The 16,807-nt window shown below is 48.7% G+C and carries 16 protein-coding genes; 7 read left to right on the top strand and 9 right to left on the bottom strand.

Translation table 11 applies throughout. The annotated features are described in order from the left end of the window. Window positions 1–146 precede the first annotated feature (146 nt). From ACX1DY_RS03630 to ACX1DY_RS03620, 3 genes are all read left to right on the top strand, one after another. Window positions 147–1,835, top strand: a complete 1,689-nt coding sequence (locus tag ACX1DY_RS03630) for a glycoside hydrolase family 13 protein (protein ID WP_458962847.1) — start codon at window positions 147–149, stop codon at window positions 1,833–1,835. A 131-nt stretch (window positions 1,836–1,966) separates the two neighbouring features. Further along, entirely contained in the window at window positions 1,967–2,827 is an 861-nt protein-coding gene (locus ACX1DY_RS03625; RefSeq protein ID WP_458962846.1) for an AraC family transcriptional regulator, read from the top strand. A gap of 163 nt (window positions 2,828–2,990) precedes the next feature. After that, window positions 2,991–3,836 carry a DegV family protein gene (locus ACX1DY_RS03620; RefSeq protein ID WP_458962845.1) on the top strand — a complete coding sequence of 282 codons (846 nt, stop codon included), beginning with the start codon at window positions 2,991–2,993 and terminating at the stop codon, window positions 3,834–3,836. A gap of 83 nt (window positions 3,837–3,919) precedes the next feature. Here ACX1DY_RS03620 and ACX1DY_RS03615 read toward each other — a convergent pair whose 3' ends face one another. The 8 genes from ACX1DY_RS03615 to ACX1DY_RS03580 form a co-directional block, all read right to left on the bottom strand. Next, window positions 3,920–4,717, bottom strand: a complete 798-nt coding sequence (locus ACX1DY_RS03615; RefSeq protein WP_458962844.1) for a lipid II flippase Amj family protein — start codon at window positions 4,715–4,717, stop codon at window positions 3,920–3,922. 867 nt (window positions 4,718–5,584) lie between these two features. Beyond that, window positions 5,585–7,282 carry an ATP-binding protein gene (locus ACX1DY_RS03610; RefSeq protein WP_458962843.1) on the bottom strand — a complete coding sequence of 566 codons (1,698 nt, stop codon included), beginning with the start codon at window positions 7,280–7,282 and terminating at the stop codon, window positions 5,585–5,587. Window positions 7,283–7,545: 263 nt separating this feature from the next. Beyond that, complete coding sequence (locus ACX1DY_RS03605) at window positions 7,546–8,247, bottom strand: ABC transporter permease (RefSeq protein ID WP_458962842.1); 702 nt, start codon at window positions 8,245–8,247, stop codon at window positions 7,546–7,548. A gap of 6 nt (window positions 8,248–8,253) precedes the next feature. Beyond that, window positions 8,254–8,955 (bottom strand): ABC transporter permease, encoded by a 702-nt coding sequence (locus ACX1DY_RS03600; RefSeq protein ID WP_458963409.1) that lies wholly within the window; start codon window positions 8,953–8,955, stop codon window positions 8,254–8,256. Window positions 8,956–8,960: 5 nt separating this feature from the next. Further along, entirely contained in the window at window positions 8,961–9,668 is a 708-nt protein-coding gene (locus tag ACX1DY_RS03595; protein WP_458962841.1) for an ABC transporter permease, read from the bottom strand. Beyond that, complete coding sequence (locus ACX1DY_RS03590; protein ID WP_458962840.1) at window positions 9,652–10,569, bottom strand: ABC transporter ATP-binding protein; 918 nt, start codon at window positions 10,567–10,569, stop codon at window positions 9,652–9,654. The genes ACX1DY_RS03595 and ACX1DY_RS03590 overlap by 17 nt, the downstream gene beginning before the upstream one ends. A 108-nt stretch (window positions 10,570–10,677) precedes the next feature. Continuing rightward, window positions 10,678–11,613: a sensor histidine kinase gene (locus ACX1DY_RS03585; protein WP_458962839.1), complete on the bottom strand. Its 936-nt coding sequence runs from the start codon at window positions 11,611–11,613 to the stop codon at window positions 10,678–10,680. Continuing rightward, window positions 11,610–12,338 carry a response regulator transcription factor gene (locus ACX1DY_RS03580; RefSeq protein ID WP_458962838.1) on the bottom strand — a complete coding sequence of 243 codons (729 nt, stop codon included), beginning with the start codon at window positions 12,336–12,338 and terminating at the stop codon, window positions 11,610–11,612. The genes ACX1DY_RS03585 and ACX1DY_RS03580 overlap by 4 nt, the downstream gene beginning before the upstream one ends. A 168-nt stretch (window positions 12,339–12,506) precedes the next feature. On the opposite strand from ACX1DY_RS03580, the gene ACX1DY_RS03575 reads away from it, so the two are divergent. From ACX1DY_RS03575 to ACX1DY_RS03560, 4 genes are all read left to right on the top strand, one after another. Then, window positions 12,507–13,466, top strand: a complete 960-nt coding sequence (locus ACX1DY_RS03575; RefSeq protein ID WP_458962837.1) for a phosphodiester glycosidase family protein — start codon at window positions 12,507–12,509, stop codon at window positions 13,464–13,466. An 8-nt stretch (window positions 13,467–13,474) separates the two neighbouring features. Beyond that, on the top strand, window positions 13,475–14,488 hold the full coding sequence (locus tag ACX1DY_RS03570; RefSeq protein WP_458962836.1) for a GtrA family protein: 1,014 nt from the start codon (window positions 13,475–13,477) through the stop codon (window positions 14,486–14,488). A gap of 123 nt (window positions 14,489–14,611) precedes the next feature. Beyond that, complete coding sequence (locus ACX1DY_RS03565) at window positions 14,612–15,223, top strand: CPBP family intramembrane glutamic endopeptidase (protein ID WP_458962835.1); 612 nt, start codon at window positions 14,612–14,614, stop codon at window positions 15,221–15,223. Between the two features lie 24 nt (window positions 15,224–15,247). Beyond that, the gene (locus ACX1DY_RS03560) at window positions 15,248–15,997 is read left to right on the top strand and encodes a MerR family transcriptional regulator (protein WP_458962834.1); all 750 of its coding nucleotides are present in this window, start codon (window positions 15,248–15,250) and stop codon (window positions 15,995–15,997) included. Window positions 15,998–16,040: 43 nt separating this feature from the next. On the opposite strand, the gene ACX1DY_RS03555 is transcribed toward ACX1DY_RS03560, so the two are convergent. Further along, on the bottom strand, window positions 16,041–16,409 hold the full coding sequence (locus tag ACX1DY_RS03555) for a VWA domain-containing protein (protein ID WP_458962833.1): 369 nt from the start codon (window positions 16,407–16,409) through the stop codon (window positions 16,041–16,043). Window positions 16,410–16,807 lie beyond the last annotated feature (398 nt).

The raw sequence follows: 16,807 nt of genomic DNA, 5'->3' as shown, positions 1-16,807 counted from the left end.
TTCATCCGCAATATTGAACATTTAATATAGAAATCCGAGAACAACAGCGGCCGGAACTCCAAACTTTCCCTGGAGCCGACCTAGTTGCTGATTCTATTTTCTAACCCACCTTATAATAAAATCCCATTCAAAGGAGCTAGTTTCATATGAACAGAACCTTTTGGAAAGAAGCCGTAGTCTATCAAATCTATCCGCGCAGCTTTCAGGACAGCAACGGAGACGGAATCGGGGATCTGCAGGGGATCATCTCGCGCCTCGACTATTTGCAGAAGCTGGGGGTCGATGTGGTCTGGCTGTCACCGGTCTACAAATCGCCGAACGACGATAACGGGTATGATATCAGCGATTATGAGAATATTATGGATGAATTCGGCACCTTGAAAGACTGGGAGGAACTGCTGGAAGGACTGCATGCACGCGGGATCAAGCTGATGATGGACCTTGTTATCAACCATTCCTCGGATGAGCATGCCTGGTTCGCAGAGTCCCGTTCCTCCAAGGATAATCCGTACCGCGATTACTATATCTGGCGTCCCGGCGGTCCGAACGGTGAAGCCCCCAACAACTGGAGCTCTATCTTCAGCGGACCGGCCTGGGAGCTGGATGAGAGCACCGGGGAATACTACCTGCATCTGTTCTCCCGCAAGCAGCCGGATCTCAACTGGGAGAACCCGAAGCTGCGCGAGGCGCTCTACAAGATGATTGCCTTTTGGCTGGATAAAGGGGTGGACGGACTGCGGATGGACGTAATCAACATGATCTCCAAGGTCGAAGGGTTGCCTTCCGCACACAGAGAGGGGCTTGCTCCCGGGGAACTGGCCAGCGGCGGTGAGTATTTTATGAACGGCCCGCGCGTCCATGAATACCTGCAGGAGATGAACCGCAAGGTGCTCTCCAAATATGATATTATGACGGTCGGCGAAACTCCGGGGGCTAGTGTAGAGGATGCCATTCTGTACACGGATGAGGATCGGCATGAGCTGCAGATGGTTTTCCAATTCGAGCATATGGATATCGACGCAGGTCCCGGCGGCAAATGGGATGTCGCCCCTTGGAATCTGACCAAGCTGCGTGATATCTTGCATAAATGGCAGGTTGGCCTGGCAGACCGCGGCTGGAACAGCCTGTACCTGAACAACCATGATCAGCCCCGGATGGTCTCGCGGTTCGGCAATGACCAGGAATACCGCGTGATTTCCGCCAAAATGCTCGCCACCCTGCTGCATACGCTCAAAGGCACGCCGTACATTTACCAAGGCGAAGAAATCGGCATGATCAACGTGCAATTTCCTGCGCTGGAAGACTATCAGGATATCGAAATTCACAATATGTACCGGGAAAAGGTAACCGAAGGCGGTGCGGATCATCAGAGCGTTCTGCAGGCTATCCATACCAAAGGCCGGGACAATGCCCGCACGCCGATGCAGTGGGATGCCTCTCCGAATGCCGGCTTCACGGGCGGAACCCCGTGGCTGAAGCTTAATCCGAGCTATGAGACTATCAATGTGGAGCAGGCGCTGGCCGACCCGGATTCAGTCTTTTATTACTATCAGAAGCTGATCCGCCTGCGCAAAGAACATCTCATTATGGTGTACGGAGAATACAAGCTGCTCCTGCCGGAGCATGAGAACATTTACGCTTATACCCGGACTCTGGAGAATGAGCAGTGGCTGGTGCTGCTTAATTTCAGCGAAGTGCCGCAAACGGTGGAGCTGCTGGAAGAACTGAACGCCGTGACCGAAACCATCATCGGGAATTATCCGGAACAGCCGGCGGCGATGGACCGGGGAACGCTGCGCCCTTATGAAGCAAGAGTCTGCCGTCTCGGGGGCTGACTCTCTTTTCCTCTTGAGCTATACTATAGGAGTGTTAAGAGCATGCACCGAAACCTGTCTTCAATGAGCACAGAATAACAGGACTGCTCCTCACTGGCATGATAGTATGGATTCAAAGGGAGATGGCAAATTTGGAATGGCTGATCCGCATGAAAAATGCGCTGGATTATATGGAAAGCAAGATGACGGAACCGCTGCACATCGAGGATGTTGCCAAGGTGGCTCATGTCTCTCCTTACCATTTCCAGCGTATGTTCGGCATGCTGACCGGAGTTACGGTAGCTGACTATATCCGTAAGCGCAGATTGACCTTGGCGGCCCAAGAGCTGGCCATTTCGAAAATCAGGGTGCTGGATGTGGCGCTGAAATACGGATATGACTCCCCCGAGGCATTCGCCAAAGCATTCCGCAAGGCGCATGGGCTTACCCCCTCCGCCGCGCGTGAGCCCGGGGTGCAGCTCAAAGCGTTCCCCCGCCTTTCCTTCCATCTATCATTGAAGGGAGATCAGGAAATGGAATACAAGATCGTGGAGAAAGAAGCTTTTACCGTAATCGGCAAATCAATGGAGGTTACTACCCGGGACGGGGAGAATTTCCGCAGAATCCCTAAGTTTTGGATCGAATGCAATGACGATGGAACTTCGGATAAGCTGGTAGAGATTGGCGGCGATAAGGATTTGCTCGGCATTTGTATGAGCATGAACATGGAGAAGGAGCTGCTATCCTACTGGATCGGTGTAGAAGGCACGCTCGAGACGGACCCGCAGGGCTATGAGACGGCAGTCGTTCCGGCAGCAAGCTGGGCTGTATTCACCTCCGTTGGCCCGATGCCGCATGCGATTCAAAAGGTCTGGCAGCGGATTTTCCAGGAATGGTTCCCGTCAACAGGCTATGAGCATGCCGGCGGTCCCGAGTTCGAGTTGTATCCTCCTGGTGACCCGGGTGCGGATGATTATGTCTGCGAAGTGTGGATTCCGGTAGTGAAGAAGTAACCTTAGCGAACAATAGATGTGTCCACAAGATCAACTGCAGGCGCGGTTGGTCTTGTTTTATATTATTTTTGTTTTGAGAATCCGTGCAGGCTTGGTATAATTACAGATTATAGGACTTATATAACGGAATATTGTCATCCGAGAATCGGTGAAGGAGAAACCCATGTCTATCGTAAAAATCTTTTCAGACAGCACTTCCGATTTGCCGCAAGGCTGGAAGGAAACATATGATATCGGCATCGTGCCGCTTTATGTCGTGTTCGAAGACGCTACGTACAAGGATGGCGTGGACATTACGCCAGAGGAAGTGTACCGCCAGGTAGCCGCAAAGGGTGCTCTGCCGAAGACGGCAGCACCATCGCCAGCGGATTTCATCACTGCTTTTGAGCCGGTGATCAGCAGCGGAGGAGATATCGTCTATATCAGCCTCTCCTCTGGCCTTTCCTCTACATATCAGAATGCCCTGCTGGCTGCGGGTGAGTTCCCTGAAGGACGCGTGCAGGTCGTTGACTCCAAAACGTTGTGCTGCGGAATTGCCCTGCTGGTGATGAAGGCTGTCCGTGCGGCAGAGAAAGGCCAAAGTGCCAAGGAAATTGCCGCCATGCTTGAGCAGTGCCGTGACCGGGTGGAGACGGAATTTGTTGTGGACACGCTCGACTACCTGTACATGGGCGGACGCTGCTCCGGTATGACGAACTTTATCGGCAGCCTGCTCAAGATCCGGCCTGTATTGCGGTTGGTTGACGGTGCGATTGTGCCGGTCAGCAAAGTTCGCGGCAAGAAGGAGAAGGCTGTCGAGCAAATGCTGCAGCATGCCCTGGCCAATGCCGACCATATGGACAAGGAGCTGCTCATTGTCGTCCATACCCTCGCGGAAGAGGATGCCAAGTTTCTGGAGAAGGCACTGCGCGAGCAAACCGCTGTCGAGGAGATTGCCATCGCTCATGCCGGCTGCGTCATCGGAAGCCACTGCGGTCCCGCTACAGTAGGCCTCATGTATATTCACTAGCAGATTGCGAATCCGTACTCCCAGCACTGCGGGGGGATGGGTTCGTTTTTTAATGCACATCCCAATGTTCGTTCAATCCGTAACTATAGAACCGATACGATCCATGTAATCCAATAAGCCGCTGGCACTAGTAGTATCTGAGCAAGAATAGTTCCAAATAGCCGCGAAATCATTAATAACCCGAAAACCTTATTAAGTGCAGCAACCTCTTTTTCTCCCCTAAGGACTTTATCAGTAATTAAGCCCACTTGTGGATCAATAAGTATAGTAAGTAAAATAGTCGCCAATCCATTGATCAAACCAGAAGATTGTGATGCGGAAATCGAGTATTCTTGTGTTAATGTAGAAGCAAGTAGAGCGGCTAACACACCGATTGTATAAATTGCGGTCACCAGACAATTAAGAAGCACTAGCCTTTTGGGTATGCCCCCGATCCTCAATTGCGACAGCATTGACAACTTAGGCGAACGCAAATGATATCGTGTATTATTTATCTTTTGAAGGGAAACCGAAGAACGGATCATTTGGGGCAACGACCCTGCCACCTCCAAATGGGATATGATCCTGGAAGCAAGCAACACAGCGGATGGAAACAGTAATAATGCTGTAAATGTCCCTACTGTAGCGGAGCCGATTATAATCCTAAACTGATCAATTAAATTATAATCTCCATTATGTTTTGCGAAGTCTAGGATTTTACCCGTAAGTGGGCCCTGAACCATGTTAGCTGTTCTTGAAATGAGCAGTATAATCCCCGATAAGGACATGGCAACCGCTAATTTTCCTAAACGTACACCTGCCAAGCGAAGTGAATATGTAAGCGTCTCGGAAAGGTGAATGATAAAAGTAAATAAAGATACAAGTAATACTTGCACTAACATTTGAACACCTCATAACATTCATGATGATAGATTAGTAATATAATAAAGGTAAAAAAATCCCAAAAAAAGAGAAGCTATTCTGTTTTTATTTCCTGTTTTCGGCAGCAGAACAAAACGGCTACGCCGACCTTCATGGACAACGTAGCCGCTTTAGATTTCAGTTAGCGTTGCCTGGAGGACCCTTTATGAGTCCTTCGGTAATTCCAAGTGGAAAAAGGATCACTAATTTGCTCAAGTACCCTATTCTCCGCAGGTAAAGTGGAAAAAGGTTAACTAATTCAGCTCATTTTGTTCTTGCGAAGGAATATGACCCAATTAAGTTTCCTTTTTCCACCTAAAACTCACAATGGTTGATTTTGGGGAGAAATAAGTTCCCTTTTTCCAACTATATCACTTGAACTTAAAAAAGTAGCTAGCTCAGAACTCGCATTCTATTGCATTCTCTACAGCAGATGACCCATAAATCCTTCGAAAAATTCAATCTACTGCACTCTGTACATTAGAATCCCTTGGAAAAGCTGTTTTTAACTCTATATCCGAAAATCTACTGCACGAAATACAGCAGAAGGCGATTCGACGCAAAATAATAAGTATTCTATTGCAAGAAGTGCAGTCATGCAAAAAATCCACTATGGTTATCCTACGTACAATCTATATAGCACTGCTTACCTGCTTCTTCGCCAGCGCTAGTTGGAAAAAGTCGATCGAATCCGACTGATTTCCACTCATTTGTGTGAATTCGCTAAATTCACATCTACTTACCCCAACTTTATGCACATCTTATCTACAAGAAAGAGAAATCATAATTTCCTAAACAACAAAAAAACAGCAAGTCTCCGGCATAGGAATCTTGCTGCTGTCTACAGTTCAATTCGAAGTAATCTCCGCCCCGGTCTCTTCCTCTTGCTCCTCCTCTTCCTTGAGAAAAGGCAGCATGAAGCGGAAGGTGGAGCCCCGGCCCTCTTCGCTTTCCACAAAAATCGTTCCGCCCATCAGCTCAACAAGCTGCTTGCAGATCGCAAGGCCCAGCCCCGTGCCGCCGTATTTGCGGTTAATGAGCGGATGGAGCTGGGAGAAGGATTGGAACAGCAGATTCAGCTTGCTGTCAGCGATTCCCACGCCTGTATCACGAACCGAAAATTCCAGCAAATATTCCGGGGATGCCGGAAGCAGGATGTTCTTCACCGACAGGGTGACACTGCCCCGCTCCGTGAACTTCAGCGCATTGCCGACAAGATTGACAATGATCTGCCGCAAGCGGCTGGGATCGGTGGTTACAATTGCCGGGACGCTGGTATCCGCCCACCACCGCAAGGCCAGCTTCTTCTCTTCCGCCTTGGGGGTGAATAAATCAATGATGTTCTCCAGCATCTCCCGCAGATCAAACTTCTCCGATTCCAGTTGCATTTTGCCGGCTTCCATTTTGCTGAAATCCAGAATGTCATTCAGGATCTTGAGCAGGTTGTAGCTGCTGCTGCGCAGAATTTCGGCATAGGTCCGCTGCTCCTCCTCAAGCTCGGTCTCCAGCAGCAGATCCGCCATCCCGATCATTCCGTTCATAGGTGTGCGGATCTCATGGCTCATCATTGCCAGGAAGTCTGCCTTGGCCTGAGCCGCCTGCTCGGCTGTTTCCTTGGCCTGAAGAATCTCCCTTTCATTCGTAACATCACTGAAGGAGACCACCACGCCGCAGATGATTCCTTTATCCAGAAGAGGGGCAATCCGGTAGCTGACAAAAAAGCTGGTGCCATCCTTCCGCCAGAAAATCTCCTCTCGTTTAATGCGGGTAACGCCGTCTTTCAGGGTTAGCCATATCGGGCATTCAAACTTCATATACCTTGATCCGTCTGCACGGACATACTGAATCTGATCAATGAGATTTATGCCTGCCAGCTCAGAAGGCGTGTAACCGAGCATGTCCGCCCCCTCGCGGTTGATAAAGATCGTCCGGCCCTCCGTATCCAGTCCGAAAATCCCGGTTGAGACAGAATTCAGAATCAGGCTGAGATTTCTGTCTTCCGCCATTTCCAGCACAAGCTCCGCTTTCTGCAGCTCCTGCGCTTCAGCTTTGTCCCGTTCCCGCTCCCATCCTGCTGCATCGGCATCCATACATTCCATAATTGTCTCTTCGCTATCTTCAAGTGTCAGCAGTCTGACAAACCAATCCTGAAGCGGAACTGGCAGTAAGCGGCCCGCATCATACCGGATGATAGCATATACACCGGCAATTCCTTCTGCAGCTTTTACCGGCACATACGTAATAGCAGCAGGGCTGCTGTCTTCGCCCACTTCCGGCTGCAGTTCAAATCCGGAGGTTATGCCCCCGAGTGCAGCAGCAAAATGCTCCTCTCCAGGCATACACAGCCGGATTCTAGCCGAGGGGTCCTTCGTAAGCTTCTTCGTGATGTCAGTATCAGGCGCAGACCCAAAAGCACGGTTGCTGTCCACGTAGCGCCCCTGCCGATCCAGAACTATAATCAGGTCGGGATGATGATCAAATAACACTTTGTAAGCACTTTCCTCAGAAAGCACCCGGCCCAGAATGGAAGCCCATTCTTTTTGCATAGCCCACCTCCTGTACTGCATCAGCCCTGCACTCTATCCAAAGCCTCAAGCATAATCTATATCATATGTATCTTAAGTCTGTGAATCTCATGAACTATTAATTATTATAGCAAAAAAAATGCGGCTGGTCGCCAAAAAACATTGGTATAATGCGGTTTTGAACGAAAAAAAGCTCCTGCGGAATAAGGCAAGCATGCTGTCTGCATTCTTGCCTGATCCTCACAGAAGGCCCGGGTTAGCAAAGCGGAGATTTACATTACAGGTTATGCGATATCTTCAGTCTCAATATTGCGAATCGCCAGATAGACAATGCTTACGCCAAGTAGACTCAGAAAGATGGAAACTCCAAGCAAATTGCCTAACTGGAAATTACCGGAGCCGGAGCAGACAAGGCTTGTAACCAGCACTGAGGCTACAATCGTAGCAGACACGGATTTTTTGCGCATCCCGAAATACAAAGGAATCAAGGCGATTCCAGCCGCATAGATTGCATCCGTACCTATCCGAACCAACTGAGATGGAATCATCGACAGCTGTAATTGTCCCGGGACGAAATGGACAAAGGAATTAATACTTGCCAGAACAGCGGCAATTACAATATCCGACAGGAGAACGCTGATTATGGTGAACAAGACCACAATGAGAATTTTGGCAGTCATCAGCTTCTTGCGCGGGATGGGATACATGAAGAGAACAGTAATCGTGTTGTTCTTGTACTCGTCAATGATCAGCTTACCTAGCAGAACAGAGGCGAAAATTATAAATGAGGCTTTGACACTAACATATAGCAGTTCGAGTATCTTTGGAAAGGTGTTGAATTCACCCCCGTTCTCAGACCGGTCAATGAATATAACCAGGGTCACTATGGCAAGGATGCAAAGGATAACAATAGCCACAGCTTTGTGCATGCCTAGCAGCTTATTTTTACGGATTTCCAGTTGAATCAGCTTGAGCAATATCTTCACCCCCCCTTATGCAATATCCTTATGCTCAATGTTGTGAATCGCCAGATAGGCCATGCCTATGCCAAGCAGACTGAGGAAGATGGAGACCCCAAACAGGTTGCCCAGCCGGAAATCGCCGAAGCCGGAATTGACCAGACTTGTGACCAGCACTGCGGAAACAATCGTAGCAGGCACGGATTTTTTACGCATCCCGAAGTACAAAGGAATCAAGGCAATTCCAGCCGTGTAGATCGCATCCGTACCTATCCGAATCAACTGGGAAGGGAGCATTGACATCTGTAATTGTCCAGGGACAACATGGACGAAGGAATTAATAATTACCAGAATAGCATTAAGTACGATATCCGACAGGAGAACACTGATTAATGTGAACACGAACACGATGAGAATTTTGGCGATCATCAGCTTCTTGCGCGGGATGGGATACATAAAGAGAACGGTGATCGTGTTGTTCTTGTACTCGTCAATAACCAGCTTGCCTAACAGAACAGAGGCGAAGATAATAAATGCGGCTTTGGTAAAAACATATACCCCATCAAACATTTCAAGATAGGTGTCGAACTCTCCCCCGCCATCACTACGGTCAATGAAAGTAACCAGGATCATAAAGGCAAGAATGGCAAGGTTAACAATGGTCCAGCTTTTGAGCATGCCTGCCAGCTTGGTTTTACGGATTTCCAGTTGAATCAGCTTAAGCAATGCCTTCACCCCCATTATGCAATATCTTTATGCTCTATGTTGCGGATCGACAGGTAGGCAATGCCTGCGCCAAGCAGTCCCAGAGAGATCGAGACTCCTACCAGATCGCCCAGCCTGAAATTGCCATTGCCGAAGCCGGAGGAAATCAGAGTGACAAGCAGCACTGCAGTGACGATGGTCGCCGGTACGGATTTTTTGCGCATCCCGATGTATAAAGGAATCAATCCAACCCCTGCCGCATAAACCGCTTCAGCGCCGATCCGGACCATCTCTGAAAGAATCGCAGTAAGGTCCAGCTGTCCCGGGATCGCATGGGTGAACGAATTAATACCGATCAGGACAGCGTTAAGCACAATATCCGAGACCAAAATACTGATAAAAGTGAACACGTACACGATGATGATTTTGGCAGCCATGAGCTTTTTGCGGGCGATAGGATACATGAAGAGTAAAGTAATGGTATTGTTCTTATACTCTTCAATCACCAGCTTGCCCAGCATTACCGAAGCAAACACCAGGAAGGTCCCTTTGACAAAGACATAGACGGCTTCGAACATCTCTGCATAAGACTTGAATTCACCACCTCCATCACCCGTGTCAACGTAAGTCATCAGCAGCAATAAGGCAAGAATCACTACATTGGCAACCACCAGGCCTTTGAGCATGCCTGCCAGCTTATTTTTACGGATTTCCAGTTGAATCAGCTTAAGCAATGCCTTCACCCCCCATCAGTTCCATAAAATGATCTTCCAGCGAGTGATTCTTCTTGCTTAGACTTTCCAGTTCCACATCCGCTTCCGCCAGCGCTTTGTTCAATTCCAGCTGCTGAATCCCATCGTAAATCCGGATCGTGCGGGGGTCCAGCACTTTGAAGTTGGATAAGCCCAGCTTATGCTCCAGGATATAGACAACCTTATTGCACTCGCTGCTAATCAGCTCGATATATTGCGTGTTCTGGCTGCGGATCGTATCCATCGTCACTTCCTCAACGAGCATACCTTCGCGGATGACGCCAATCGTGTCGGCGATCTGCTCGACCTCGCCCAGAATGTGGCTGGATATCAGCAGCGTCATTCCGTATTCCCGGCTCAGCATGCGGAACACCTCGCGCAGCTCCTTAATCCCAAGCGGGTCCAGCCCGTTGATCGGCTCATCCAGAATGAGCAGCTCCGGCTTCGTCATCACCGCCCGGGCAATGCCCAGCCGCTGCTTCATCCCCAGGGAGAACTGCTTGACTGCTTTTTTGTCCACTCCTGTCAGCTTCACCAGCTCCAGCGCTTCTTCCATCGCCTTGGTATCATAGTAGCCCATATACTCTCCGTGCAGCTTCAGATTCTCTCTGGCTGTCAGCTTGTCATAGAACACCGGGTATTCAATAATGCAGCCCATGCGTTTCAGCATTTCGTAGGACTGATCCGTCATTTTCTCGCCGAAAAATTCAATCTCGCCCGCTGTCGGCTTTACCAGATTGGTGATCATTTTCATTACCGTCGTTTTGCCCGCGCCGTTCGGTCCCAGGAACCCGTAAATTTCACCCTGCCTGATATTCATATTCACGTTCTTCACAGCTTCTTTACCCTGATATACTTTCGTTAAATCCCGCGTCCGCAGTATAGTGGTCATTTCCGTTATCCCCTTTGGCTTCTTCGTTTGTCTTCTTGGTACTTATTGTACACAGCGGAATTTTCTTTTTTATTACCTGAATCTTACGAAAATCTTAAGCTGTGAAGTTTAGAAGGTCAGCCTGCGAAAAGACAGCGTAAATGCCGTTTTGACATACGGCTTGCTGGTCAGGGTGATGCTGCCGTTCATCTGCTCGGTCAGTCTTTTGGTGATGGTCAGACCCAGGCCGCTGCCCTGATAGTCCCGGTTGCGCGAATCCTCCAGGGTATAGAGCCGCTCAAAAACCTTGTCCTGATGGCCTTCGGTAATCCCCTTGCCCCGGTCCCACACCTCTATGCACACTTGTCCCCCATTGCTGTACAGCTTAAGTCCAAGCACCTTGCCGGCATCCCCGTACTTGATCGCGTTGGACAGCAGATTGGACAGCACCCGGTCCAGCGCCTCCTCATTGCCCATGATGTACATCGCCTCACCCGGGATCTCAATCTCCACCTCGCTGCCCTTGGCGCTAAGAATATCGTAAAAGGACAAAATGTTCCTCCGGCAGACCTCACCCAGCTCCACCCGTGAGAGCGTGATTTCCTTATCCCCCGACTCCAGCTTGGCCAGATCAAAGAAGCGGTTCATCAGCCCGATCACTTCTCCCGCCTTTCCGTGAATCGTCCACAGAATGCGTTCCCGCTCCTCCTCCGTTATTGACTCATCATGGAGAATCGTTTCAATATAGCCGAGCACCACCGTCAGGGGGGTCTTGAGATCATGGGAGATATTCGCCAGCATGCTCCGCATCGACTTTTCCAGCCGGGCCAGCTCCACCGCTCCCTTGTGGTTAAAATCCAGCAGCCGGTTCAGATCGGTAAGCAGCTGCTGCAGATGGGGATCGCTATTGAATAGTAGCAGCCTTTCATGCGAGCCCCGGTCCATAATGCTCTCCAGCTTGTTATGAACATAATTGAGCGAGCGCGAGTGCTCCCGCAAACGTATGTATTGCCACAGAATCACAAGCAGGAGCAGAGCAACCACCGCAATGAAAATAGCGATCATTCCAGCACATCCCCCAGCTTGTAGCCGATGCCCCATAATGTTTTGATGTACTCCGGCTTCGAGGGGTCATCCTCAATTTTTTCGCGCAATCTGCGCATGTGTACATTAATGACATTCTCGTCCCCGTAATATTCGTCTTCCCAGACGATGCTGTAAATCTGCGCTTTAGTATACACACGGCCGGGGCTGCCTGCGAACAGCCGCAGGATATGGAATTCCTTCGCGGTCAGCTTGACCTCCTCCCCGTTCTTGAGCACCGAGAAATTATCGAGGTCCACTGTAAGGCCGCGCAGCGAAATAACGTTGGCTGTCTCCCGGGCGGAAGCCGCCTCCTGGTCTCTGCTGCCCGCTGCGGCATATCCGGCCCGGCGGATCGCCGCCTTCACCCGTGCCGCCAGCTCGATCATCGAGAACGGCTTCGTTATATAATCATCCGCGCCAAAGCCGAGACCCAGCGCCTTGTCCACATCACTGTCCTTGGCCGACATAATCAGCACAGGCACCAGGCTCCCGCTCCGTATCGTCTGCAGCACATCCGTCCCGCTCCGTTTCGGGAGCATCAGGTCCAGCAGAACTAGATCGTAGGCGCCGCCGCGGCGAAACAGCTTTTCCGCAGCCTCTCCGTCAAACGCCGTCTCAACCTCATACCCCTCTTTTATCAAATAGGAACGCACCATCTCGCTTATCGCTTCATCATCTTCTATCAGCAGCACACGCTGTGGCATGAAATAACCTCCCTGGACTCTAAAATGCACTTTTTAAAGTATACCAAGCTTTATCTTGACTGTGCAGCATTAAAAGCTTGTTCAATGATTCGTTCCTTGTTTCAGTTTCACTAAAGGTATCCCGCGTATCATGCTCCTTAAGAACTTATATGACGAGGTGATGCTTCAATGATGAAGAACGGCAAGAAAAAAAGACTGAGCTTTAGACAAAAGCTGTGGACTGTAGTTATCGTGGTCCTCCTCGGTATCGGTGCAGTGATATATAGTCTGGCGGACCGCTACCTGATCGAGCATGTCGAAGTCGTCGTAGCGGATGATACAACCGCAGCAGGCAGCTCAAGCGATTCAGCCGTCACAGCCGCCGAGGTTAATGCGACTTCAGATGACTGGAACTACAGCAGCGACGATATTCAGATCGGGATTAACAAGGTGCAGACCGGGACCGGATCAGACCAGATCACTTATTTTGTCGCAGATGTGGTCCTGAAGAACGCCAGCAGCCTGCGCTCCGCATTTGCCGACAACAGCTTCGGCACGAATATTGTGGAGGATACGTCGGTGATTGCTTCCGGGAACAATGCGATTTTTGCCATCAATGGCGATTACTACGGCTTCCGCGACGATGGAGTCATAATCCGAAACGGTACCGTGTACCGGGATGATCCCGTGCGGGATGCGATGGCACTGTTCAATGACGGAACGATGCAGACCTATAACGAAGATGAAGTTTCTTCCTCCGAGCTGCTGGCACAAGGGGTCACCAATACCCTCTCCTTCGGACCGATTCTGATTCAGGACGGCAAGATCACCAGTGATTTCAGCAACGTGCAGATTGACACCAATTTCGGCAACCGCTCCATTCAAAATGCAAATCCCCGCACCGCGATTGGCATGATTGCACCGAACCATTATGTATTCGTCGTAGTTGACGGACGCAAGGAAGGGTACAGCCGCGGAATGACTCTTGCCGAGCTGGCAGATCTCATGAAAGACCTTGGAGCCACGGAAGCCTACAATCTGGACGGCGGCGGTTCCTCCACCATGTACTTCATGGGACGGGTCGTGAATAACCCGCAGGGCAAGAACCAGGAGCGGGGCGTCAGCGACATACTTTATATCAAGGAGTGACCACACACATGACTATACTTATTCCTGCCTATGAACCGGATGAGCGGCTGCTGGATTTGATTGTAGAGCTGCATAGGTACAAGCTTGAACCTATCGTACTCGTAGATGATGGAAGCGGACCGGCTTACCGCAGAATTTTCGAGATGGCTGAGGCGTTCGGCTGTACGGTCCTGACACATAGCGTTAACCTCGGAAAAGGGGTCGCCCTGAAAACAGGGTTCCGATATATCCAGGAGGCCGGATTATCTGGCCCTGTGGTCTGTGCGGATAGCGACGGGCAGCATCTGCCCCATGATATCAAACGAATTGTCGGGGTGCTCCAGAACCAGACTTCCCCCGGGATTGTGCTCGGCAGCCGCCGTTTCAGCGGGACTATCCCCCTGCGCAGCCGTTTCGGGAACTCCGTCACCCGGGCGGTCTTCGCCCTCACTACAGGCACGAAAATCTATGATACGCAGACCGGGCTGCGCGGCTTCCCCCTCTCCATGCTCGATTGGCTGTGCCAGATTCCCGGCGATCGCTTCGAATATGAGATGAACATGCTGCTGACCGCCCACAGAGAGGGCTATACCATTACAGAGGAATACATTGATACGGTGTATCTGGACCATAACAAATCGTCTCATTTCCGGCCGCTGGCCGATTCTTTCCGGATTTATCTGCCGATTCTTATGTTCAGCACCTCTTCTCTAGTGTCGGCCCTGCTCGACTTTGTGCTGCTGTTCCTGTTCCAGAGCCTCACCGGCAACCTGTTCCTCTCCGTAGCAGTCGCAAGATTATGCAGCTCCATCTTCAACTATTCAATGAACCGGAGATACGTCTTCACCGGCGGCAAGACCTCCAAGATCCAGCAGTCGCTGCCCAAATATTTTGCGCTGGTGATCCTGGTACTTCTGTTCAATTACGGGCTGCTCTATTTCTACAATGAAAAGCTCATTATCCCGCTCGCCGCCGCCAAGCTGCTGACCGAGGTCTCGATCTTCCTGTTCAGCTACTGGGCGCAGCGGAGATTTGTGTATTGATGTGCAGAGATTAGAATTTTCATAGAGTCGTCAACTTCCAGTTGGTTTTGAAAAAGCTGTTGCGGGGGACGCTGCGTCACAATCTACAATGAAAAAAAAGTTAGATAAAAGGAGTTTATATTTATGACTGAAATCAATGCAAAGGAACAGTATAAAATACTGTTGAAAGCGTCGCTGCCACTCTCGTCATTTCTTTTTATCGGATTGGTTATTATTGGATTATTCAAGCGGGGAGAAATGTTGCCATTTATAGCTTCCTTATTTATACCAGACGAAATTAGTATTTTATCCGCAATAATCATTGGTCTTGTTTCTGCTTTTTTTATAACTACTATTGTTCTAGTAATATTCACCAAAACAAAAACGGAACTCCCTAAAACCGAGGGATCAGATATTATTAAAAAAGTAATGATCAGACCAAGTGGTATAGCTGTAGCTGCAATAGGCGGCGGTGTCTTTGAAGAATTCTTTTTTAGAGGTGTCCTAATAGGATTATTTACTGGATACTCTTTGATAGTGGATTGGCTCGTCATTCTAATAAGCACCTTTCTATTTTGGGTAATACATGTTCCCCAATATAAAAGTGCCACGGGTATCCTTATAGGTGTGTTTGTAAATGGCTTGATTTTTGCATTACTCTTTTATTATACCGGGTCGTTAATTCCACCAATACTTGCCCATACGATTTATAATACTGCTATCGGAATTATTCTGGCTAGAAAATACAAGAAATGATTTTTTGGAAGAGAGGGAAATTAGATGAGATTGACGGTGAGCAAATTTGCACAGCTGGCGGACACAACGGTTCGTACGTTACGACATTATCGGCAGCTTGGAATATTAGTGCCCTCACAAAAAAATGAAAATGATCATTATATATATGTAAATGAGGATTTTAAAAGGTTTCATGAAATCCAATTATTGCAAAGTCTGGGTCTTTCATTAAATGAAATTAAAGTCTGTCTGGAAAATCCGCAATATTCTTTTGACGAAATAATTAGAGTTCAAGAACAATCACTAAAACAGAGGAGAGAAGCCATTGATTGTTCTTTAGCATTAATTGAACGAATAAAATTGTTAACTGAACAAGATCAATTAAATGAATTAAACACAGAAATACTTATGCTGCTTATGAACTCCATGCGTGTTGAGGAGGCTCAAAAAAAGCTGCTCCAAAAGTATGTCTCTAAAGATATTATTGAGAAGGTGTTCCCGGAGGACATCTCTAAGCAAACTTACTTGGATGGACAAGTATACAATTTGTTATTGCTTGTTAATCGAGCCATCGTAAACGATCTTAAGCCAGATCATCCTATCGTACAGCAACAGTTGCAAGAATTAGTTGCAGATGCTCCATTAAATCATCTGTTTTTCAATGACGGGGTAAAGAACGAAGAACTGTATAAAAACGTAAAACCTTATGAGTCGCTGCTTCCTAAGCATTCCATGGATTTTTTAGCAGAAGCATTTGAGGTTATGAATAATGAGATGCACCTACCAGAAAAATGAAGTGCGATTCAAGAGTTTCCCCTCAAATTGCACTTCACCTGTACTAGACGATGAATCCCTTTGCCCGGGCTTGCGGAATCCATGCAGCAAATTCTTTAATCATTTTACGGTACATTACGGTGTCGTCTTGCCCTTCAACATCGCGTGCCGCAAAGAATCCTGCGTTGTCCAGAATGCGATTTTGTAAATCATCCAGCTTTTTCAGATAATCAAATGCTTGATTCCCTATACCGATGAATTGGAAGAAGATGCCACGTCCGCTAAGTTCAGTGATCAGCTTGGTTGTGGCAGCCTTGTCCTGATTGTCTCCATCTGTAAAGAAGGCTACGTAAATAGGATTTTTCATAGGGCCTCCTGATTTTCTGCGAAAGATGCCTGATCTAGTGGAGTCATCTACTTTATCACTGACCATTTTAATCGCTTTGGAGTAATGAGTGTCGCTCTCGAATGGGTACTTCAAAAGTAATCACGTCAATCTGCTTATTAGCGTCAAAACCAAGACCCAGCGCCACCTGCGCGTGTCATGATGTCCTGCACGATTCCATCCTCAAAATAATCCCGCATAGAACCAGAGATGTCCAGGACTACGTATACTTCAGCCTGCTGACCATCAAGACTGAGTTCTTGTTACCATAGGAAAATTTTCCTAATCCTATATTAACATTTTAGAAGTCTTGTGAATATTCCCACCGCCTATAGAGGCGGGGGCTTCTTGTTTCGACGATCGCTGCCTTTTTGTAGAAAGGTCTTACATGATCTCCACAAGCGTTCGATGCAGTATGCATCCCGTTCGGGGCAAACCCTCCCTAC

This window comes from Paenibacillus sp. BAC0078 (assembly GCF_054483875.1).
The sequence above is the reverse complement of the archived record's forward strand: the minus strand, read 5'-3'. Positions and strand labels throughout refer to the sequence as shown.